This window comes from Pseudoxanthomonas sp. UTMC 1351, assembly GCF_040948865.1.
Classification (GTDB): Bacteria; Pseudomonadota; Gammaproteobacteria; order Xanthomonadales; family Xanthomonadaceae; genus Pseudoxanthomonas_A.
Window position 1 is genome coordinate 20,344 of the sequence record NZ_JAVGJT010000006.1, and the last position, 16,640, is coordinate 36,983.

14 protein-coding genes are annotated in these 16,640 nt (G+C 62.8%); 6 read left to right on the forward strand and 8 right to left on the reverse strand.

Translation table 11 applies throughout. The features are described from left to right. Positions 1-114: 114 nt before the first annotated feature. The 6 genes from AB6O04_RS04070 to AB6O04_RS04095 form a co-directional block, all read right to left on the reverse strand. Entirely contained in the window at positions 115-501 is a 387-nt protein-coding gene (locus tag AB6O04_RS04070; protein WP_368562495.1) for a VOC family protein, read from the reverse strand. A gap of 217 nt (positions 502-718) precedes the next feature. Further along, positions 719-2,137 carry a dihydrolipoamide acetyltransferase family protein gene (locus AB6O04_RS04075; RefSeq protein ID WP_368562496.1) on the reverse strand — a complete coding sequence of 473 codons (1,419 nt, stop codon included), beginning with the start codon at positions 2,135-2,137 and terminating at the stop codon, positions 719-721. Then, entirely contained in the window at positions 2,134-2,502 is a 369-nt protein-coding gene (locus AB6O04_RS04080) for an SH3 domain-containing protein (protein WP_368562498.1), read from the reverse strand. The genes AB6O04_RS04075 and AB6O04_RS04080 overlap by 4 nt, the downstream gene beginning before the upstream one ends. After that, a complete protein-coding gene (locus AB6O04_RS04085; protein WP_368562499.1) occupies positions 2,502-3,542 on the reverse strand; it encodes an alpha-ketoacid dehydrogenase subunit beta in 1,041 nt (346 codons plus the stop codon). The genes AB6O04_RS04080 and AB6O04_RS04085 overlap by 1 nt, the downstream gene beginning before the upstream one ends. Positions 3,543-3,550: 8 nt before the next feature. After that, positions 3,551-4,627: a pyruvate dehydrogenase (acetyl-transferring) E1 component subunit alpha gene (gene pdhA / locus AB6O04_RS04090; RefSeq protein WP_368562500.1), complete on the reverse strand. Its 1,077-nt coding sequence runs from the start codon at positions 4,625-4,627 to the stop codon at positions 3,551-3,553. Between the two features lie 323 nt (positions 4,628-4,950). Beyond that, positions 4,951-8,193, reverse strand: coding sequence for a lamin tail domain-containing protein (locus AB6O04_RS04095; protein WP_368562502.1), 3,243 nt, complete (start codon positions 8,191-8,193; stop codon positions 4,951-4,953). A gap of 515 nt (positions 8,194-8,708) precedes the next feature. Here AB6O04_RS04095 and AB6O04_RS04100 point away from each other — a divergent pair. Both AB6O04_RS04100 and AB6O04_RS04105 read left to right on the forward strand, forming a co-directional pair. Further along, a complete protein-coding gene (locus tag AB6O04_RS04100; protein ID WP_368562503.1) occupies positions 8,709-9,587 on the forward strand; it encodes a tryptophan 2,3-dioxygenase in 879 nt (292 codons plus the stop codon). A gap of 184 nt (positions 9,588-9,771) precedes the next feature. Beyond that, positions 9,772-11,277 (forward strand): peptide MFS transporter, encoded by a 1,506-nt coding sequence (locus tag AB6O04_RS04105; RefSeq protein ID WP_368562504.1) that lies wholly within the window; start codon positions 9,772-9,774, stop codon positions 11,275-11,277. 372 nt (positions 11,278-11,649) lie between these two features. Here the strand turns inward: AB6O04_RS04105 and AB6O04_RS04110 are convergent, their stop codons facing one another. Next, positions 11,650-12,144 (reverse strand): MarR family winged helix-turn-helix transcriptional regulator, encoded by a 495-nt coding sequence (locus tag AB6O04_RS04110; protein ID WP_368562506.1) that lies wholly within the window; start codon positions 12,142-12,144, stop codon positions 11,650-11,652. A 130-nt stretch (positions 12,145-12,274) separates the two neighbouring features. Here AB6O04_RS04110 and hppD point away from each other — a divergent pair, with 130 nt between their 5' ends. From hppD to hmgA, 3 genes are all read left to right on the forward strand, one after another. Next, positions 12,275-13,345 (forward strand): 4-hydroxyphenylpyruvate dioxygenase, encoded by a 1,071-nt coding sequence (hppD, locus tag AB6O04_RS04115; RefSeq protein ID WP_368562861.1) that lies wholly within the window; start codon positions 12,275-12,277, stop codon positions 13,343-13,345. Between the two features lie 138 nt (positions 13,346-13,483). Further along, the gene (locus tag AB6O04_RS04120; RefSeq protein WP_368562507.1) at positions 13,484-13,930 is read left to right on the forward strand and encodes an endonuclease domain-containing protein; all 447 of its coding nucleotides are present in this window, start codon (positions 13,484-13,486) and stop codon (positions 13,928-13,930) included. A gap of 16 nt (positions 13,931-13,946) precedes the next feature. Then, complete coding sequence (gene hmgA / locus AB6O04_RS04125; RefSeq protein WP_368562508.1) at positions 13,947-15,248, forward strand: homogentisate 1,2-dioxygenase; 1,302 nt, start codon at positions 13,947-13,949, stop codon at positions 15,246-15,248. Between the two features lie 20 nt (positions 15,249-15,268). Here hmgA and AB6O04_RS04130 read toward each other — a convergent pair whose 3' ends face one another. After that, positions 15,269-15,817 carry a hypothetical protein gene (locus AB6O04_RS04130; protein ID WP_368562509.1) on the reverse strand — a complete coding sequence of 183 codons (549 nt, stop codon included), beginning with the start codon at positions 15,815-15,817 and terminating at the stop codon, positions 15,269-15,271. Between the two features lie 191 nt (positions 15,818-16,008). Here AB6O04_RS04130 and AB6O04_RS04135 point away from each other — a divergent pair, with 191 nt between their 5' ends. Beyond that, on the forward strand, positions 16,009-16,620 hold the full coding sequence (locus AB6O04_RS04135; protein WP_368562510.1) for a lectin: 612 nt from the start codon (positions 16,009-16,011) through the stop codon (positions 16,618-16,620). Positions 16,621-16,640: the final 20 nt, after the last annotated feature.

Genomic DNA, 16,640 nt, shown 5'->3' on the forward strand with positions numbered 1-16,640 from the left:
TAATTCATGCCTTGGTTTGAGCGCGCTGGTATCGGTGGCTTTCCGGTCGCGACTCACGTCGCTCCCACAGGGACGGTATCGGTTGCATTTGGAGCGAAATCGCTTGTGTCGAGGTTAATCCCAGGCATTGGCCTCCCCACGCGCACTGCCTTCATCCATTGGCACAATGCAGAACCGGTGGCCGGTAGGCGCTTCCATCACCCACCAGCGGCCGCGCACGCATTCGATGCGCTTGGCGCCCAGTTTCTCCAGGCGCGCGGCTTCGGCTTCGACGTCATCGGCTTCGATGTCCAGGTGCACGCGTGAGGGATGCGACACCTTCTGCACTTCGATGTGCAGTCCGCCGGGTCCTTCTTCGAACTTGTCGTAGATACCCAGTCCGCCGTCATCCGCGCTGACGACTTTCAGTCCCAATGCCTGGCTCCAGAAAGCGGAGGCGGCAGGCAGGTCATCGATCTGGCTGTCGATAATGAAACCAGCAAGGCGGCTGCGATGAGTCATGCGATTTCTCCGTAGGGCGGGCCCCGGCCCGCCATTGCCATTTTTCCATCACCGAGGGCAACCATCGAAGCGACGGACCAACCAAAATCTTACGGCGCATCGTTACGCGGAAGCAAAACGGCAAGAGTTCATAGATCGGCGCCGGTCCGCATTTCGATCGTTATCGATACAGCTGAAAGATGGTGATGGTGGGCCGGGGCCCACCCTACATCGCGTGTTATTGCGGCAATGCCAAGTCGTCGATCAGAGCTTTCAGAAAGCGCGCCGCCTCGCCGCCGGTGCAGGCGCGGTGATCGAAGGTGACCGACAACGGAATGATCTTGTGCGATTCGAAGCCGCCCATCACCGGAGTGACCTGATGGCGCGCGCGGCCGGCGGCGACGATCGCCACACAGGGCGGTACCACGACCGGCGTCGCGTAGCGGCCCGCGAACATGCCGAAGTTAGACAGCGAGATCGTATAGCCGGTCAACTCCGATGCCGGAATGCTGCGGTCCTGTACCTGTGTGCGCAGACGATTGACGCCTTCGCGGATGCCGTGTGCATCCAGGATATCGGCGTTGCGCAACGCGGGCACGAACAAACCATCGTCGGTATCCACCGCGATGCCAACGTCGACCTGCGGGTGCAATGTGCGGCTGAGCTTTTCGCCGTCGAACCAGGCATTCATCGCCGGCACGGCCTGACAGGCGCGGACGATCGCACGGATCAGTCGCACCGTGACGTCGTTGCCGGGCTGCCAGGCGTGGACGTCGGCATCGTCGCTCAGCGTGGTTGGCACGACCTTGGCATGTGCGTCGGCCATGACCCGCGCCATGTTGCGGCGAACGCCTTTGAGCTGTTCCGGTTGGCCGCTGACGGAGACGCCGGGCGGCTGCGTGCGCATGGGCTTGCCGGAGGCGGAGAGGGCGGTGCGTTCGTTCGGTCCCCGTGCCGTGGAAGGAGGCAAGTTCTCATTCGCTGCACTGGGCAGGCCCGCCTGTGTTGCGCGCGGGAGAGGTGTTCCAATCTTCGCAGAACCCTCCGCTGCCGCTTGTTTCACATCGGCCATCGTGACCACGCCATCGCTGCCGGTGGCGCGTACGCGGCTAAGGTCCACGCCCAGCTTCTTCGCCATCGCGCGAACGGCAGGCATCGCCCTGACGCCGCCAATCGAGGAAGCCTGCTCCTGATGCACGGTGTTGGACGACTGCATGGCGCCCACGACGGTGCCGGCATCATCGCGCTCGCTACCGCCATCGTTGCCACCCTGCGCTTCGGAGGGTGCGGGCCGCACCGGTAGCTGACCACCTTCGTCGCTGGCAACGGCCTTGCCCACCGCGCCGGCCGCGGGCGCGCCAGCACCGTGGTGATGTCCGGTGTCCTGGCCTTCCGCGCGCTGGGGCAGGTTGGGGTCGGGTTGGAACTCGGCGAGCATGCTGCCGGTGACGATCACGTCGCCCGCATTGCCGGCCAGTTTCAGCACCTTGCCCGATACCGGTGAAGGCACTTCCACCACCGCTTTGGCGGTTTCCATCGATACCAGCGGTTCGTCCAACCGGATCACATCGCCTTCCTTGACGAACCATTCCACGATGGTCGCATCGGGCAGGCCTTCGCCCAGATCCGGAAGGTTGAAAGTTTTGCTGTCGCTCATGCGTTGTTCTCTTCTGCAGGCTTCTTTTCGAAAGGTTCCAAACTGCGCGAGGGGACCCAGCCGGTCTTGCCGAGTACGTTCTCGGCCCACCACCAATCCGCCACTTCATAGTGCAGAGCCAGGATTTCGCCTGCCTCCGCGTCCAGTTCGCGCGTGTCGTAATCATTTATCGCCGTCGCTAGGCCGCGTTCGGCATCGAACATCGATGCCGGAATCCAACCGCCCAATCCGCTGGCCAAGGTGGCCCAGACGAAATGCGGCCAGTCCACGTCGCGGTCGCCCAGCGTCACGGTATCGCCGGACGCGACGCGGATGGCCGGGCGATCCGGCGCGCGGTGCGCCGTGATGACCCGTGCCCGCCGCATCAGCCTGCGGCCAGCGCGCGCTTGGCCGCGGCGACAATCTTCTCCACGCTGGGCAGGTACTTCATCTCCAGACGGAACAGCGGGATGTGAGTGTCGTAGCCGGTGACGCGTTCAACCGGTGCCAGCAGGTCGTACATGGAATGCTCCGCCAAACGCGCCGCGATCTCGGCGCCGAAGCCCGCCGTGCGTGGCGCTTCATGCACGATGACGCAGCGGCCGGTCTTGCTGACCGATTCGGCGATGGTGTCGAAGTCCAGCGGCTTCAACGTAGCCACGTCAATCACTTCGGCACTGATGCCTTCGGCCGCCAGCTTTTCCGCCGCTTCCAGCGTTTCCTTCACCTGCGCACCCCAGGTCACCAAGGTTACATCGGTGCCGTCGCGCAGCACGAAGCACACGTCCAGCGGCAACGCTTCGCCATCGTCGGCCACCACTTCCTTGTATTGGCGGTAGATGCGCTTGGGCTCCATGTAGATCACCGGATCCGGATCGCGGATCGCCGCCAGCAACAAACCATAGGCGCGTTGCGGCGAGGAAGGCATGACCACGCGCAGGCCAGGCACGTTGGTGAAGATGGATTCGTTGGCTTCGCTGTGATGTTCCGGCGCGCGAATGCCGCCACCCCACGGCACGCGCAGCACCATCGGGCAATGCAGGCGCCCACGCGTGCGGTAACGCATGCGTGCGGCGTGGCAGATGATGTGGTCGACCATCGGATAGACGAAGCCGTCGAACTGCGCTTCGGCCACCGGCTTCATGCCTTGCGCCGCCAAGCCGACGGTGAGTCCGGCAATGGTGGTTTCGTCCAGCGGTGTATCCAGCACGCGGTCGGAACCGAAGCGCTGCTGTAGGCCGGCGGTGGCGCGGAACACGCCACCGTTGACGCCCACGTCTTCGCCCAGCACCAATACGGAATCGTCGTGCGCGATCTCCCACGCCAGTGCCTGGGTGATGGCCTCGATCAGGGTGATCGCGGTTGGCGTGGCAGCGGTATTGGCGGCCGTTACGGAAGGTGCTGCGGTGGTTTTCTCGGATTTCATCACGGTGCTCATCGGCGACCCTCTGCGGCAATGGCGGCAGCGCGCTGGGCCAGCAGTTCGGGCGGCGGGTCCGCGTACAGGTAATCGAACATCGCCTCGACCGGCTGCACCGGCGTGTTGAGGTAGGCATTCACTTCGGTATCGACAACGGCGGAACATTCCTCTTTCCACTTCGCCTCTTCGTCTTCGCTCCAGAGTCCCTTGGCAGTCAACCAAGTGCGCAGGCGCGGAACTGGGTCGCGCTGCCATGCGGCTTTCACTTCGGCGTCGTCGCGGTAGCGGCGGGCGTCGTCGGCGGTGGTGTGATCGGACAACCGATAGGTGACGAATTCCAACACGGTACCGCCCTGGCCTTTGCGCGCACGCTCGCTGGCGCGACGCATGGCTTCCAGCACGGCGATCAGGTCGTTGCCATCGACCTGCAAGCAATGCAGACCGCCCGCCAAGCCCTTCTGTGCGAGCGTCTGTGCGCCGGTCTGCGCCGAGCGCGGCACCGAGATCGCCCAACCATTGTTGATCACGCACAGCACCAGCGGCAGTTCGTAGGCGCCAGCGGAATTCAGCGCGGCGTAGAAGTCCGTTTTCGAAGAACCGCCGTCTCCACAGGTACTCACTGCGATATGCGGCTGCTTGCGCAGCTTGAATGCCAGCGCGGCGCCGGCGGCGTGCAGGCATTGCGTGGAGATCGGCACACTCCACGCGAAATCCTGGCGCGGAATTTCGTAATCGTTGCCACGTTCATCGCCGCCCCAGTACATCAGCACGTCGCGCGGCTTCACGCCGCGCATGAATTGCGCACCGTATTCGCGGTAGCTGGGAGCGAACACGTCTTCCGGACGCATCGAAGCGCCAATGCCGATGTGCGTGGCTTCATGGCCCAGGCAGGATGCGTAAGTGCCCAACTTGCCGGTGCGTTGCAGTGCGATGGCCTTGGTGTCGAACGTGCGCACAAACAGCATCTGTTTGAACAGTTCCAATAGCCGTGCGGTGTCGCGCCCGGCCTCGGGAAGATCGTCCCGGACCAGTGTGCCGTCCGGGCCAAGGTATTGCAGATATTCGATTTCGAATTTTGCGGCGATGGTCATCGCTGGATGTCGCTCTTGTAGGTCTTGCGGCGAATGTTAAGCCGGCCATGTTAAAGAACCGCAGCCGATACGCTTTCGTGCGCTGCAACAACGCCGCCATCGAAAGCTGCAGTTTTTCCTGACGCGTGGATTGGCCAATCGCTTGCCGCGCGGGCTTGTCGTACGGTGTCAGCATGGTGGCTGAACGGGAATAAATGCTGGTCCGGAATTGAAGCTGGATCCGAAATTCATCGAATATTGCTTTGCAGCAAAACCCATCCGCCACAAATGAAAAAGGGCGCGGCTATTGCCGCGCCCTCGCACCTTGCCACCAGACCAGAAAATCAGCGGATGCCGATACTCAGGCTGGCCTGATTGTTGTTGCTGTTCGGATCGGCTGTGCTTGAGCTGACTTGCGCCTTGAATTCCAGCGTGGTGCCGCGTTTCGGTTTGCCAGGCACGACGATCGCGAACGCCAGTGTCTGCGTGCTGTTCTCCATTGCGCCGCTGCGGGTGCATTGCGCACTGGAGCCGGTGGACGTGTCCTGCATGCGGCTGCACGACCAGCCACGCGGAGCGGCCACGGCGGCGTGGCTGGCAGCGACATTGCTCTGCACCAACACCTTGACCGCTTCAGCCTGATCCGGGCCGGCGTTGCGCACCGGCATCAGGAAAGTGGCCACAGTGCTGCGGCGCAGTGGCAGAGCACTGCCGAGCAGGCGTACGGACAGGTCGGCAGAGGCTTGGGGCAGGGCAGCCACTTCCACTGAGACCGCGGCGGTGTTGTCGGCATTGGCGGGGTCGAGAACCGGTGAACTCGCGGACACGCCCAGGCCCAGAGCGGCGCCGGCACGTTCGGCTGGTGCGATCGCCTCGATCGCGAAAGCCGCTTCGTCGTTCGCTGCCAATGCGCCGGTGGTGCAGATCACGCGGGTGTTGCCGGCGTCCTGGACCGGTGCGGCGCAGTTCCAGCCCGCAGGAATCGCCGTCAATGCTGGCGACAGTTGTGCGGCGAACACGAAGGCCACGGCGGTAGCGGATGCCGTGCCTGGACCCGCGTTGCGGACATTGGCGGTGTAACGCACGGTATCGCCAACATTGGCGGTGCTGCGGTCCGCCGCCGCGGTGACCGACAGATTGGCGCGGGCGAAGGCCGGGACGCGGATGCTGACGCGCACCGGGTCGTGGTCGGACGAGCGCACCGCGATGCTGCTGTCGGCGAAGTTGTCGACGCCAAAGTCCGCGTTGATGCGCGGATGATCGATGCGCACATCCGCGCCCATCAGCAAGGCCTCGTTGACCAATACATGGTCCAGTGTTTGCGCATTGCCGGCGAACACGTATGAGTAGCGCTGCGTCGGGTCAGCGATCAGCTGCGAACCGTCGATCAGCGGCGTGGTCAGCGGGCTGTCCACATATGTCAGCACCTGGTCGGCCGGGGCTTCCTCGCCCTTCAGCACGCCCATCACGTCGACATAGCCATCGTTGAATTCGAACGCATTGAAATCACCAACCAGCACGATCTTCTCGTTCGGGTCCGTCACCTGCATCTGCTGCACCAGACCCGCCAGGTAGGCGGCCTGTGCGCCACGCTTGGCGCGGACGCGGTCGCCACCGGTGGCCCAGCCGCTGCTACCTGGCGTGATGTCGTCGATGTCGTTGAGCGAACGCAGGTGGTTGACGATGACGGTCACCGGATAACTGCCGGCGGCATCCTGATTCACGCGGGCGCGCAGGCGTAGCGGCGGACGATCGTTCAGCAGGCTGGTGCTGCCGTCCGGGTTGTTCATCAGCGTGCCTTTGCCGAACTGCGCGACGTCCAGCACTTCCACCCGGGCGACGCCGCCGGTGGTGGTGCGCGAACTGACCAGGAAGCCGACATTGATGCCGCCAACGTCGTTGCCCGGCTGCAGGTAAGGCACGTAGCCCGGTTTGTTGGCGCAGGTGGCATCGATACGTTCGGACAGCAGTTGCAGGATGCGCAGGTTTTCCACTTCCACCACGCCCAGGATGTCCGGCGTCTTCAGGTACTCGCAGATCGCGATGGACGCCTTGTCCAGACGCTTGTTCATGGCTTCCGGCGTCAGCGTGACGGCGCCGTTGCTGTCGTTGACGTCATCGAACAGACGCAACAGATTGAAGCTGCCAACGGTGACTTCGTCGTAATGCGCGTCGTTGACTGCGGTTGGCAGCATGCCGCCGCTGACCGAAGGCGGCGTGGCGGCGTCGGGCAACAGCGCCCAAGTGCCGCTGAAGTAATCCAACACGCCCAGCAGGCCGGCGACATTGGCGCCGGTGTCCACCGAGATCGGCAATGCACCGATCTGGCCGCGGCTGCGCACCATCAGGCGTTCCTGGTTGGTATCGAAGCGGGGCGGGTTCTTGTCGGCGGGAATGGCGATGACATCCAGGATGCCGATGCCGGGCTCGCGGAAAGGACGTGCCACCTGCGGCAGCGTGACGTGGAAAACGCCGTCGGTGGAAGCGGTGGCGTCGTTCTCGTCGATGTTGCCGCCGGACGGCGCCACGACCACGGACTGCGCCAGGCTGACGCGCATGCCTTCCAGCCGCTCCAGCGTGCCGGGCAGGGCGTCGGACCCCAGATCGGCCTGGGTGAGCTCAACCGCAGCGGGCAAGGCGTCGCCGGCTTGCAGCAGTTCCACCGTCGGCGTGACGATCTCGGTGATGCTCAATTGGTTCGGCGCGGAAGACGGGGTGAACTCGGTCACCGTGCCGGTGACGCGCACGCGGTTGCCCACTGCGGCGGTGGCGGGCGGTGCGCTGCTGGTGAAAACGAAAATGCCTTCCGACGTTGCCGGATTGCCGTCGTCGTTCGCGCTTTGCAGGAAGAATCCGCTGTTGAACTTCCGCGCGGTGACGATGCCTTCGGTGACGACCTGCTTGGCCGCATGCGGCGAAGCCAGGCCGCTGCCCTGGATCTGCGCGATGGTCAACGGAATGGCCGGCTCCGGCGGTTCAGGCGGCTCGGCGCCGCTGTTGCGCGGGTCCGGTGTGCCGGTGCTGAAGTCGGCGCTGTTGTTGTTGCTGTCCACCGCGCCCGCACCGTTGCGCAGCGCCGCGGTAGAGTTGCTGAGCGTGGCGGTGGGTGCGGCGCCTTCAAAGCAACTTGCCGTGCTGCCGAAGCCGACGAAGTCGACCACCGCCGCTTCGCTGATCGGACAGGCACCGGCCAGCGTGGTGGTGCTGTTGGTCAGTGCGACTTTGCCGTTGGTGCCTGCCATGGCGATGGTGCCGGTGGCATCCGGAGTGGGCAGGTCGGTCGTGCCGCCGGCACCCTGCGCCTGTTGGATCAGGTAGAAACCTCCCGGCGCGATGCTTCCGCTCAAGTTGGTGCGCTGCCAGGTGCTGCCGGCGGCGGAGGCGTACTGAACGCTCCAGCCGTCCAGGCTGACGGCAGCGGCGCCGTTGTTGCGCAACTCGATGAAGTCGTTCTTGAACGTGGCGCCGGAATTGCCGCCGCCGCCGTAGACCTGGCTGATCACCACCTGCGCCTGCGCCGAAGCCGCGGCAAAAACGGATGACAGCGCAAACAACACGGCCGCGATGCGGCCCCGGGACATTTCCATACAGCAGACTCCCCTCATGGATGTGGACGCCGCACACACGCCGTGACAACCCCGCCACCGGCCGGCGCATTGTGCATCAAGGATGTCGGCCGGGCGTTGCAGCGGCGTGACATGGGGGCCTGCTACTGATGGGGTAGTCACCCGCGCCGTGCTACTGCGCGCTCGGGGCGAGGAAGAGCGGGAGCGTTTGCGCCTCACGCCAACCTGGGCCTGTCAGGTGTTACCCATGTCCCCGCACACCCGTTCCCAGGTCTCTAATTCATACAAAGCAAAAGCAAATCCCCCTCCATCCCCCTTTTTAAAAGGGGAGGTAAAGCAAAAGCTTTTCGGCTCCCGTCTCCCGTCTCCCGTCTCCCCATTCCCCATTCCCCATTCCCCATTTCGAGCAAGTAGTTGAAGAAGGATGTTCCAGCGCCAATTTTGCTGGCCCTAGGGCGCGCTTGGCGGTGGGTAGACCCGCGATGGAGTACGCTCTGTGCCCGGCTGGCCGCACCAGTAACCACAGAAAAGCGTAAATGACCGTAGAAAAGAACGAACGTCCGCTGGAAGAAGGCATCCATACCGACTTGGCCGGGCGCATGACCTACAGCGGTTATCTGCGTCTGGATCAGCTTTTGTCGGCCCAGCACCCGGTCTCCGACCCGGCGCATCACGACGAACTGCTGTTCATCGTGCAGCACCAGGTATCGGAGCTGTGGATGAAGCTGATGATCCACGAGCTGAGCTCGGCTATCGCGCATCTGCAGCGCGACGAGGTCTGGCAGTGCCGCAAGGTGCTGGCGCGCAGCAAACAAGTGCTGCGCCAATTGACCGAGCAATGGTCGGTGCTGGAAACGCTCACGCCTTCCGAATACATGGGATTCCGCGATCTGCTGGGCCCGTCATCGGGCTTCCAGTCGCTGCAGTACCGCACCATCGAATTCCTGCTGGGCAACAAGAACCCGGCCATGCTGAAAGTGTTCGCCTATGACACGCAGGCGCAGGCCGGTCTGGACGCGGTGCTGCGGGCGCCGAGCCTGTATGACGAATTCCTGCGCTACCTGGCACGGTTCGGTCATGCGGTTCCCGCCGCGCACCTGGAGCGAGACTGGAGCCAGCCGCACCTATCCGATGCGGCATTGCTGCCAGTGTTCAGTGCGATCTACCAAGACACCGATCGCTACTGGCGCGAGTACTCGTTATGCGAGGATTTCGTGGACCTGGAAACGCAATTCCAGCTGTGGCGTTTCCGCCACATGCGCACCGTGCTTCGGATCATTGGCTACAAGCGCGGCACCGGCGGATCCAGCGGCGTGGGCTTTCTGAAGAAGGCGCTGGAGCTGACTTTCTTCCCGGAATTGTTCGAAGTACGCACCACCATTGATGGCGGTGGTGGCGCGTCCCCGGCTTACTGAGACACCTCGCCGGGACGGCCGGAGGCCTTGAAAGACCGGTGATTGCGGCGAAATCGCCCCATTTTGCCGCAATAGGCGGGTTATGACAGAGATTTGACGCGAACCACGCGTCTGCGTGATCCTCCCGCATCCCGTGTTTTTGGCACGGCCTGTTATTACCTGAACAAATGAAGGGGGAAACCGCATGAGCGGTGCCATCGACACGCAAATCCCGGGACAGTTGCCGGATTTCAAGCAGATCATGGGTCATCCACGTCCTTTGTGGATGCTGTTCATGACCGAATTCTGGGAGCGCTTCGCGTTCTACGGCATGCGCTGGGCGCTGGCCTTGTACATCGTCGCCCAGTTCTACGCCGGCGACAGCGCCGGCGAGGCGCCCGCCAGCCGGCTGTACGGTGCCTATTTGGCGCTGGTCTATGCGGCGGCGCTTTTCGGCGGTTACGTCGCCGACCGGGTGATCGGCTACCAGCGTTCCATCCTGCTCGGCGCCGTGATCATGTCCACCGGCCTGTTCCTCATCATGCTGCCGAATGAGCAGCTCTTCAGGCTGGGACTGGCCACGGTGATCGCCGGCAATGGCTTGTTCAAACCGAACATCTCCGCCATGGTCGGCAAGCTGTACTCGGTGGGCGACGACCGCCGCGATTCGGGCTTCACCCTTTTCTATATGGGCATCAATCTCGGCGCGATGATCGCGCCCTGGCTGACGGGCCTGCTCGCCGAACGCGTGATGGGCGGGACACCCAACATGCCTGCTTACAAGGTGGTGTTCCTTGTCTCGGGCGTCGGCATGCTGATCAGTCTGGTGTGGTTCTGGTTTGGTCGCCGGCAGCTGCAGGGCATCGGGCGGCCGCCGGAAGGCGCGGAGAGCACTGGTCGCGTCCTGGTGACGGCGATCTGCACGATCGTCGCCATTCCGGTGATCTATTTCCTGCTGTCGATCGGCGCGGGTGCGCTGCAGTGGATCCTGTCGCTGCTGTTCGTCGGACTGTGCGCATTGATCCTGAAGGAAGGTTTCAAGGACGGTGCGATCAGGCGCGACATGGCGATCGCGATGTTGATCATCTTCGTGTTCAACGTGCTGTTCTGGTGTTTCTTCGAACAGGCGGGCAGTTCATTCAACTTCCTCGCTCAGAACATCGTCAATCGCGATTTCGGCGGCTGGATCTTCCCGGTCGGCTGGTTCCAGTCGGTCAACTCGCTGGCGATCATCACACTGGCGCCGGTGCTGGCATGGCTTTGGGTGAAGATGGGACGCAAGAACCCATCGATCCCGCGCAAGTTCAGCCTCGGCCTCATTTTCAATGGCTTGGCCTTCCTGCTGCTGATGTTCGCGCTGTCCAGCCTGGTCGATCCGGAGACGCTGAAGATTCCGTTCTGGACACTGTTCATGGTCTACGTCATTCAGTCAGTCGGCGAACTCTGCCTGTCGCCCATCGGCCTGTCGATGGTGACCAAGCTCGCGCCGGTCCGCCTCGTCGGTTTCGGCATGGGTGGCTGGTTCCTGTCCACCGCCATCGGCAACAACCTGTCGGGCATCTTCGCCAGCCATGTCAGTGGTGAGAGCGGCATGAACGTGCAGTCAGCACTGAGCGGCTACACGTTCGGCTTCTGGGCGCTGGTCATTCCGGGCGTGCTGCTGTTCCTGATCGCACCGCTGATCCAGAAACTGATGCACGGAGTCAAGTGACGATTCCGCCCGCGCTCGCTAGCGAGCGCGGCTTTGCGGAATCGTCACCCCGGCGCAGGCCGGGGTCCAGCGACTCTCGCCTTTGCCGGTACGTCATCCCCGCGCAGGCGGGAAGCGCGTCTCAATCGCCGTATGGCGGGTCATCCAGCGACTTTCGCCTTTGCCGGTACGTCACCCCGGCGCAGGCCGGGGACCAGCGACTTGCTTTTGGCGGCACTTGTCCAGTGACTGAGAGTCACCGAGCTACAGTCACTGGGTCCCGGCCTACGCCGGAAGCGCTTCTCAACAGCCGTATGGCTGGTCATGACGGCAAAAGAAAGGCGGCCAGCGGCCGCCTTTCTCGTATCGTCCCTACGACGTCCACGACGCCGCTCAATGCGACTCCGCCAGCTTCACCACACCTTCCGTCAGCTTCTTGATCAGGCCATCCAACTGCACCCGGTCTTCCGCGCTTAGTTGCTCAAGCAGCAGACGTTCGCAGCCTAATGCCATCGGTACGATCTCGTCGTACACCGAATAACCCACCTCCGACAATGTCAGCACCGAACGCCGCCGATCATTGCCGTGGGTGTCGCGCTCGATCAATCCGCGTTCCAGCAGCCTGGCCACCGCACGGCTGACCGCCACTTTGTCCATCGCGGTGCGCTCGGCCACTTCTCCGGCGGACAGATCCTTGTAACGCCCCAGCACCGCCATGATCCGCCATTCGGTGATCGCCAAGCCGAAGCGGCGCTCATAAAGCACGGCGATGGTCTGGCTGAGTCGGTTGGACAGGACGCTGAGCCGGTAGGGCAGGAAATTCTCCAGCTCCAGGACGGCGTGCTCGGTGGGGTGGTCCTGGGGAGCGGCTTGCGAAGGGTCGGTCATGGGAGCGTGTCGGCAGAAAGAGGGTTTTTTTGCACTGCAGCTTGCAATTAGTTACATGTGAAACTATAAAGGCTGCAGATACGACGCAAGCCTAGCGAGGCGCACCGTGAACGCACAACCCAACCTCGGCATGCAGGTGACGACTTTCGAAAACCCGATGGGTATCGACGGCTTCGAATTCGTGGAGTTCGCTGCTCCCGCCGACCAGAGCAAAGCCCTGCACGATTATTTCCGCCGCCTGGGTTTTACCGCGGTGATGCGCCACAAGATGCGCCCGATCACCGTCTACCGCCAGGGCGGCGTGAACTTCCTGGTCAACGAAGATCCCAATTCCTTTGCCGCGGATTTCGCCCAGGCGCACGGACCGAGCGCCTGCGGCTTTGCCATCCGCTTCAAGAAGCCGGCCGACGAGGTATTGGCGAAGGTGATCGCCAACGGCGGCGAAGCAGTGGACGACAAGGCCGACACGCGAGCCGTGCCCGCACCGGTGGTGAAAGGCATCGGCGATTGCATGCTGTACCTGGTGGATCGCTATGGCGACGCCGGCAGCATCTACGACACCGACTACCTGCCTATTCCCGGCGCGGAACAGCATCCAAAAGGTTTCGGCCTGACCTTCATCGATCACCTGACCCACAATCTCTATTTCGGCAACATGGACAAGTGGTCGGATTACTACGAGCGATTGTTCAACTTCCGCGAGATCCGCTACTTCGACATCAAAGGTGCCAAGACGGGTCTGCTGTCGAAGGCGATGACCGCGCCGGACGGCATCGTACGCATTCCTCTGAATGAATCCTCCGACCCTAAGTCGCAGATCAATGAGTATCTTGACGCCTACAAAGGCGAAGGCATCCAGCACATTGCTTGCTTCACCGACGATATCTACGACACGGTGGAAGCCATGCGCGCGCAGGGCGTGGCGTTCCTGGACACGCCTGATGCCTACTTCGAAGTGATCGACCAGCGCGTGCCGAACCACGGCGAAGACGTCGCGCGCTTGGCCAAGAACAAGATCCTGATCGACGCGGATCCGGAAACACACCAGCGCAAGTTGCTGCAGATATTCACCCAGAACGCCATCGGCCCGATCTTCTTCGAGATCATCCAACGCAAGGGCAATGAAGGATTTGGCGAAGGCAACTTCCAGGCGCTATTCGAAAGCATCGAACGCGATCAGATGAAGCGCGGGGTTCTTTGACGCCTTGAGCCCCTCTCCCAGCGGGGCGATAGCGCATGGGTTACGCGCCACTGGCGCGTGTGCGCTGGAGCGCCCACGCTGCTAGCGTGGGCAGGGGCGCGGAGCGGGGGTTGGGGAGAGGGTACGGCGAAGTAGGTATTGTCCCAGCCGCTAAGATGTCGCCACGCTATTCTCCACGACGATCAGGATGCCCAGGACGATAAACCACCATTGCCATCGACCACGCTTGAGAATGCAAAACGCTTACGCAGCGAAATGACGGATGCCGAACGGAAACTCTGGTACCACCTGCGGGCCGGAAGATTAGGTGGATGGAAATTCAGACGTCAGCATCCGGTTCCTCCCTACGTAGTGGATTTTTGCTGTTTGGAGAAGAACCTGGTGGTCGAACTGGATGGTTCGCAACACACCCCAGAAAGCGATGCGGCCCGTACCCGGTATCTGGAGTCTCAAGGCTGGCGAGTGCTTCGCTTTGGCAGTGGTGAGGCTCTGAAGCAAACTGAAGCGGTGGTCGAGGCGATCTGGAACATCGTTGGTGACCGTACCCTCACCCCAACCCCTCTCCCGGCGGGAGAGGGGCTTTGAGCAGCAGGACACGCGCATGACTAGAACCACCACCTACCAATCCGGTTTCGCCAACGAGTTCGCAACCGAAGCTATTCCTGGAACACTGCCAGTTGGGCGCAATTCGCCGCAGCGGGTTGCACATGGTTTGTATGCGGAACAACTTTCCGGCACGGCGTTCACCGCGCCGCGCCGCGAGAATCGGCGCAGCTGGCTTTACCGTATCCGGCCTGCGGCGATGCATTCGTCGTTCGAGCCGTTTGTGCAACCCCGGTTCCACAACGATTTCAGCAGCGCGCCGGTCTCGCCGGACCAGCTGCGCTGGAATCCTTTGCCCATCCCCGATGCTCCTACCGACTTCGTGGACGGCCTGTACACCATGGCCGGCAATGGTGCGGCCGAAGCACAACACGGCGTGGCGATTCATTTGTATGCGGCCAATCGCTCGATGCAGGGGCGCTTTTTCTACGACGCCGACGGCGAGCTGCTGATCGTGCCGCAACAAGGCCGGCTGATCATCGCGACGGAGTTGGGCGTGGTCGAGGTCGACTCGCAACAGATCGCGGTCATTCCGCGCGGTGTTCGCTTCCGCGTCGAGTTGCCGGATGGCGCGTCGCGCGGGTATGTATGCGAAAACTTCGGTGCGCTGATGCGGCTGCCGGATCTGGGCCCCATCGGGGCTAACGGGCTGGCGAATCCTCGCGATTTCGAAACGCCATGCGCGGCTTATGAAGATATCGAAGGCGATTTCGAACTGATCGCCAAGTTCCAAGGGCATCTATGGCGCGCCACCATCGGTCATTCGCCTTTGGACGTGGTGGGCTGGCACGGCAACTACGCACCGTATCGCTACGATCTGCGGCACTTCAATGTCATCGGATCGATCAGCTTCGATCACCCGGATCCCTCCATCTTTACCGTGCTGACGTCGCCCAGCGACACGCCGGGCACCGCCAATCTCGACTTCGTGATCTTTCCGCCGCGCTGGCTGGTGGCGCAGGATACTTTTCGCCCGCCGTGGTTCCATCGCAACGTCGCCAGCGAGTTCATGGGATTGGTGCATGGCGCGTACGATGCAAAGGCCGAGGGCTTCGCCCCGGGCGGCGCTTCGCTGCACAACTGCATGACCGGCCATGGGCCGGACGCCGTGACGTTCGAAAAAGCCAGCGGTGCGGATCTCTCCCAACCCGATGTCATCCGAGACACCATGGCTTTCATGTTCGAGACCCGCGCGGTCATTCGTCCCGCCCGCCAAGCGATCGATGCGTCGCACCGGCAGCGTGACTACCAAGCGTGCTGGGCGGGATTGAAGAGGCACTTCGTCATGCCGGCGGAATAACCGGCCATACGTATCTGTGGTTACTGTGCTGTGGCGGACGTCGCAGCCGGTAGATCCATGCTTTCCAAGGCGGCCAGACAATCTTCCGGTAGCACTTCGGCCAAGCGCTCGCGGACGCGCCGGGCGAGCGACGCGGCGGAGGTGTCTTGCAGGCATCGCAGCGAGGCGAGCAGTTGAGCGAAAGTTTCCTCGGGCTCGTGACAGGCCTGCAGCTCGGCCTTGTGACGGATCGCCGCGTCATGACGCTGTAGCGCCAGCATATCCAGCATGTAGAGCTTGGCGGCCGCCATGGAGCGGCGTGCGCCGGAAGCTCGGGGCGTGGGCTGGGTGGGAGCGATGGCGGGAGCAGGCAGCGCGACGGCGGAGATCTCGGAAGCGGCATCGACCAAGTAGCCTGCACCGCACAGCTTGCGGATCAGCAGGGGAGCATCCTGCCCCAGCAGGTCGACCAGAGAAGGCAGGTCCCGTTGACCGTCGCAAAGGATCAACGTGCGGCGTTCGCGCATGCTCAACGGCCCGGCGTGCGATTGCAGCGCGGTGCGGGCAAGATCGGTCTTGCGTGGAAGCATATGGGCAATGTGATGCTGGGCTGAGGAGCGTCGGCAGCCTAGGGGGTGCCGATGAAGTGCTCGTGACAATCAGCATGTTGCTAACCCGCTTGACAGCCATGGCCAGGCGCCGGGGCACCCGGCATGCGTATTGTTCGCGACGAATTAACCAATAAGCAGTAGGCTTCCTGCTTTCTCAGTGGAGTAGCTCTATGAAGTCGATACCGTCTCTGGCTGTCACGGCAGTGCTCGCCGCCGTCTTGTCGACCGCGTGCAAGCCGGAAACACCGGCCCCGGAATCGACCGATGCGCCGGTCCCAGCGCCCACGGCGCAGACGCCGGCTCCCGGCGTGGAGCCTGCCCCTCCCACTGCTTTCGGCCAAGCCACCTTCCTGGGCTACGGCGAGATGAGGCTGGGCAGCACTATTGATGAAGCCAAAACCGGGTGGGGCGGTGAGTTAAAAGGTGCGCCCAGTGAAGGCACCACCTGCCACTATCTTTACCCGACCTGGGCCAAGCAGCCTTCCGACCTGGCTTTCATGATGGAAGACGGCAAGTTCGTCCGCTACGACGTGGGCACTACCGCGGAAGCCGCGCCCGGCGGCGGCAAGATCGGCATGACGGCTGAAGAACTCAAGAAGCTCTACGGTGATGCGTTGCAGTCCATGCCGCACAAGTACGTTGAAAGCGGCCAGTATCTTTCGGTGGATGCCGCCGCTGAGGCGCCCAGCAAACTTGTGTTCGAGACCGATGCAAATGGCATTGTGACTCGCTGGCGCGTGGGGCTGTTACCGCAGGCGAACTATGTGGAAGGTTGCTCCTGAGGCGCCAAGGCATAGAATCG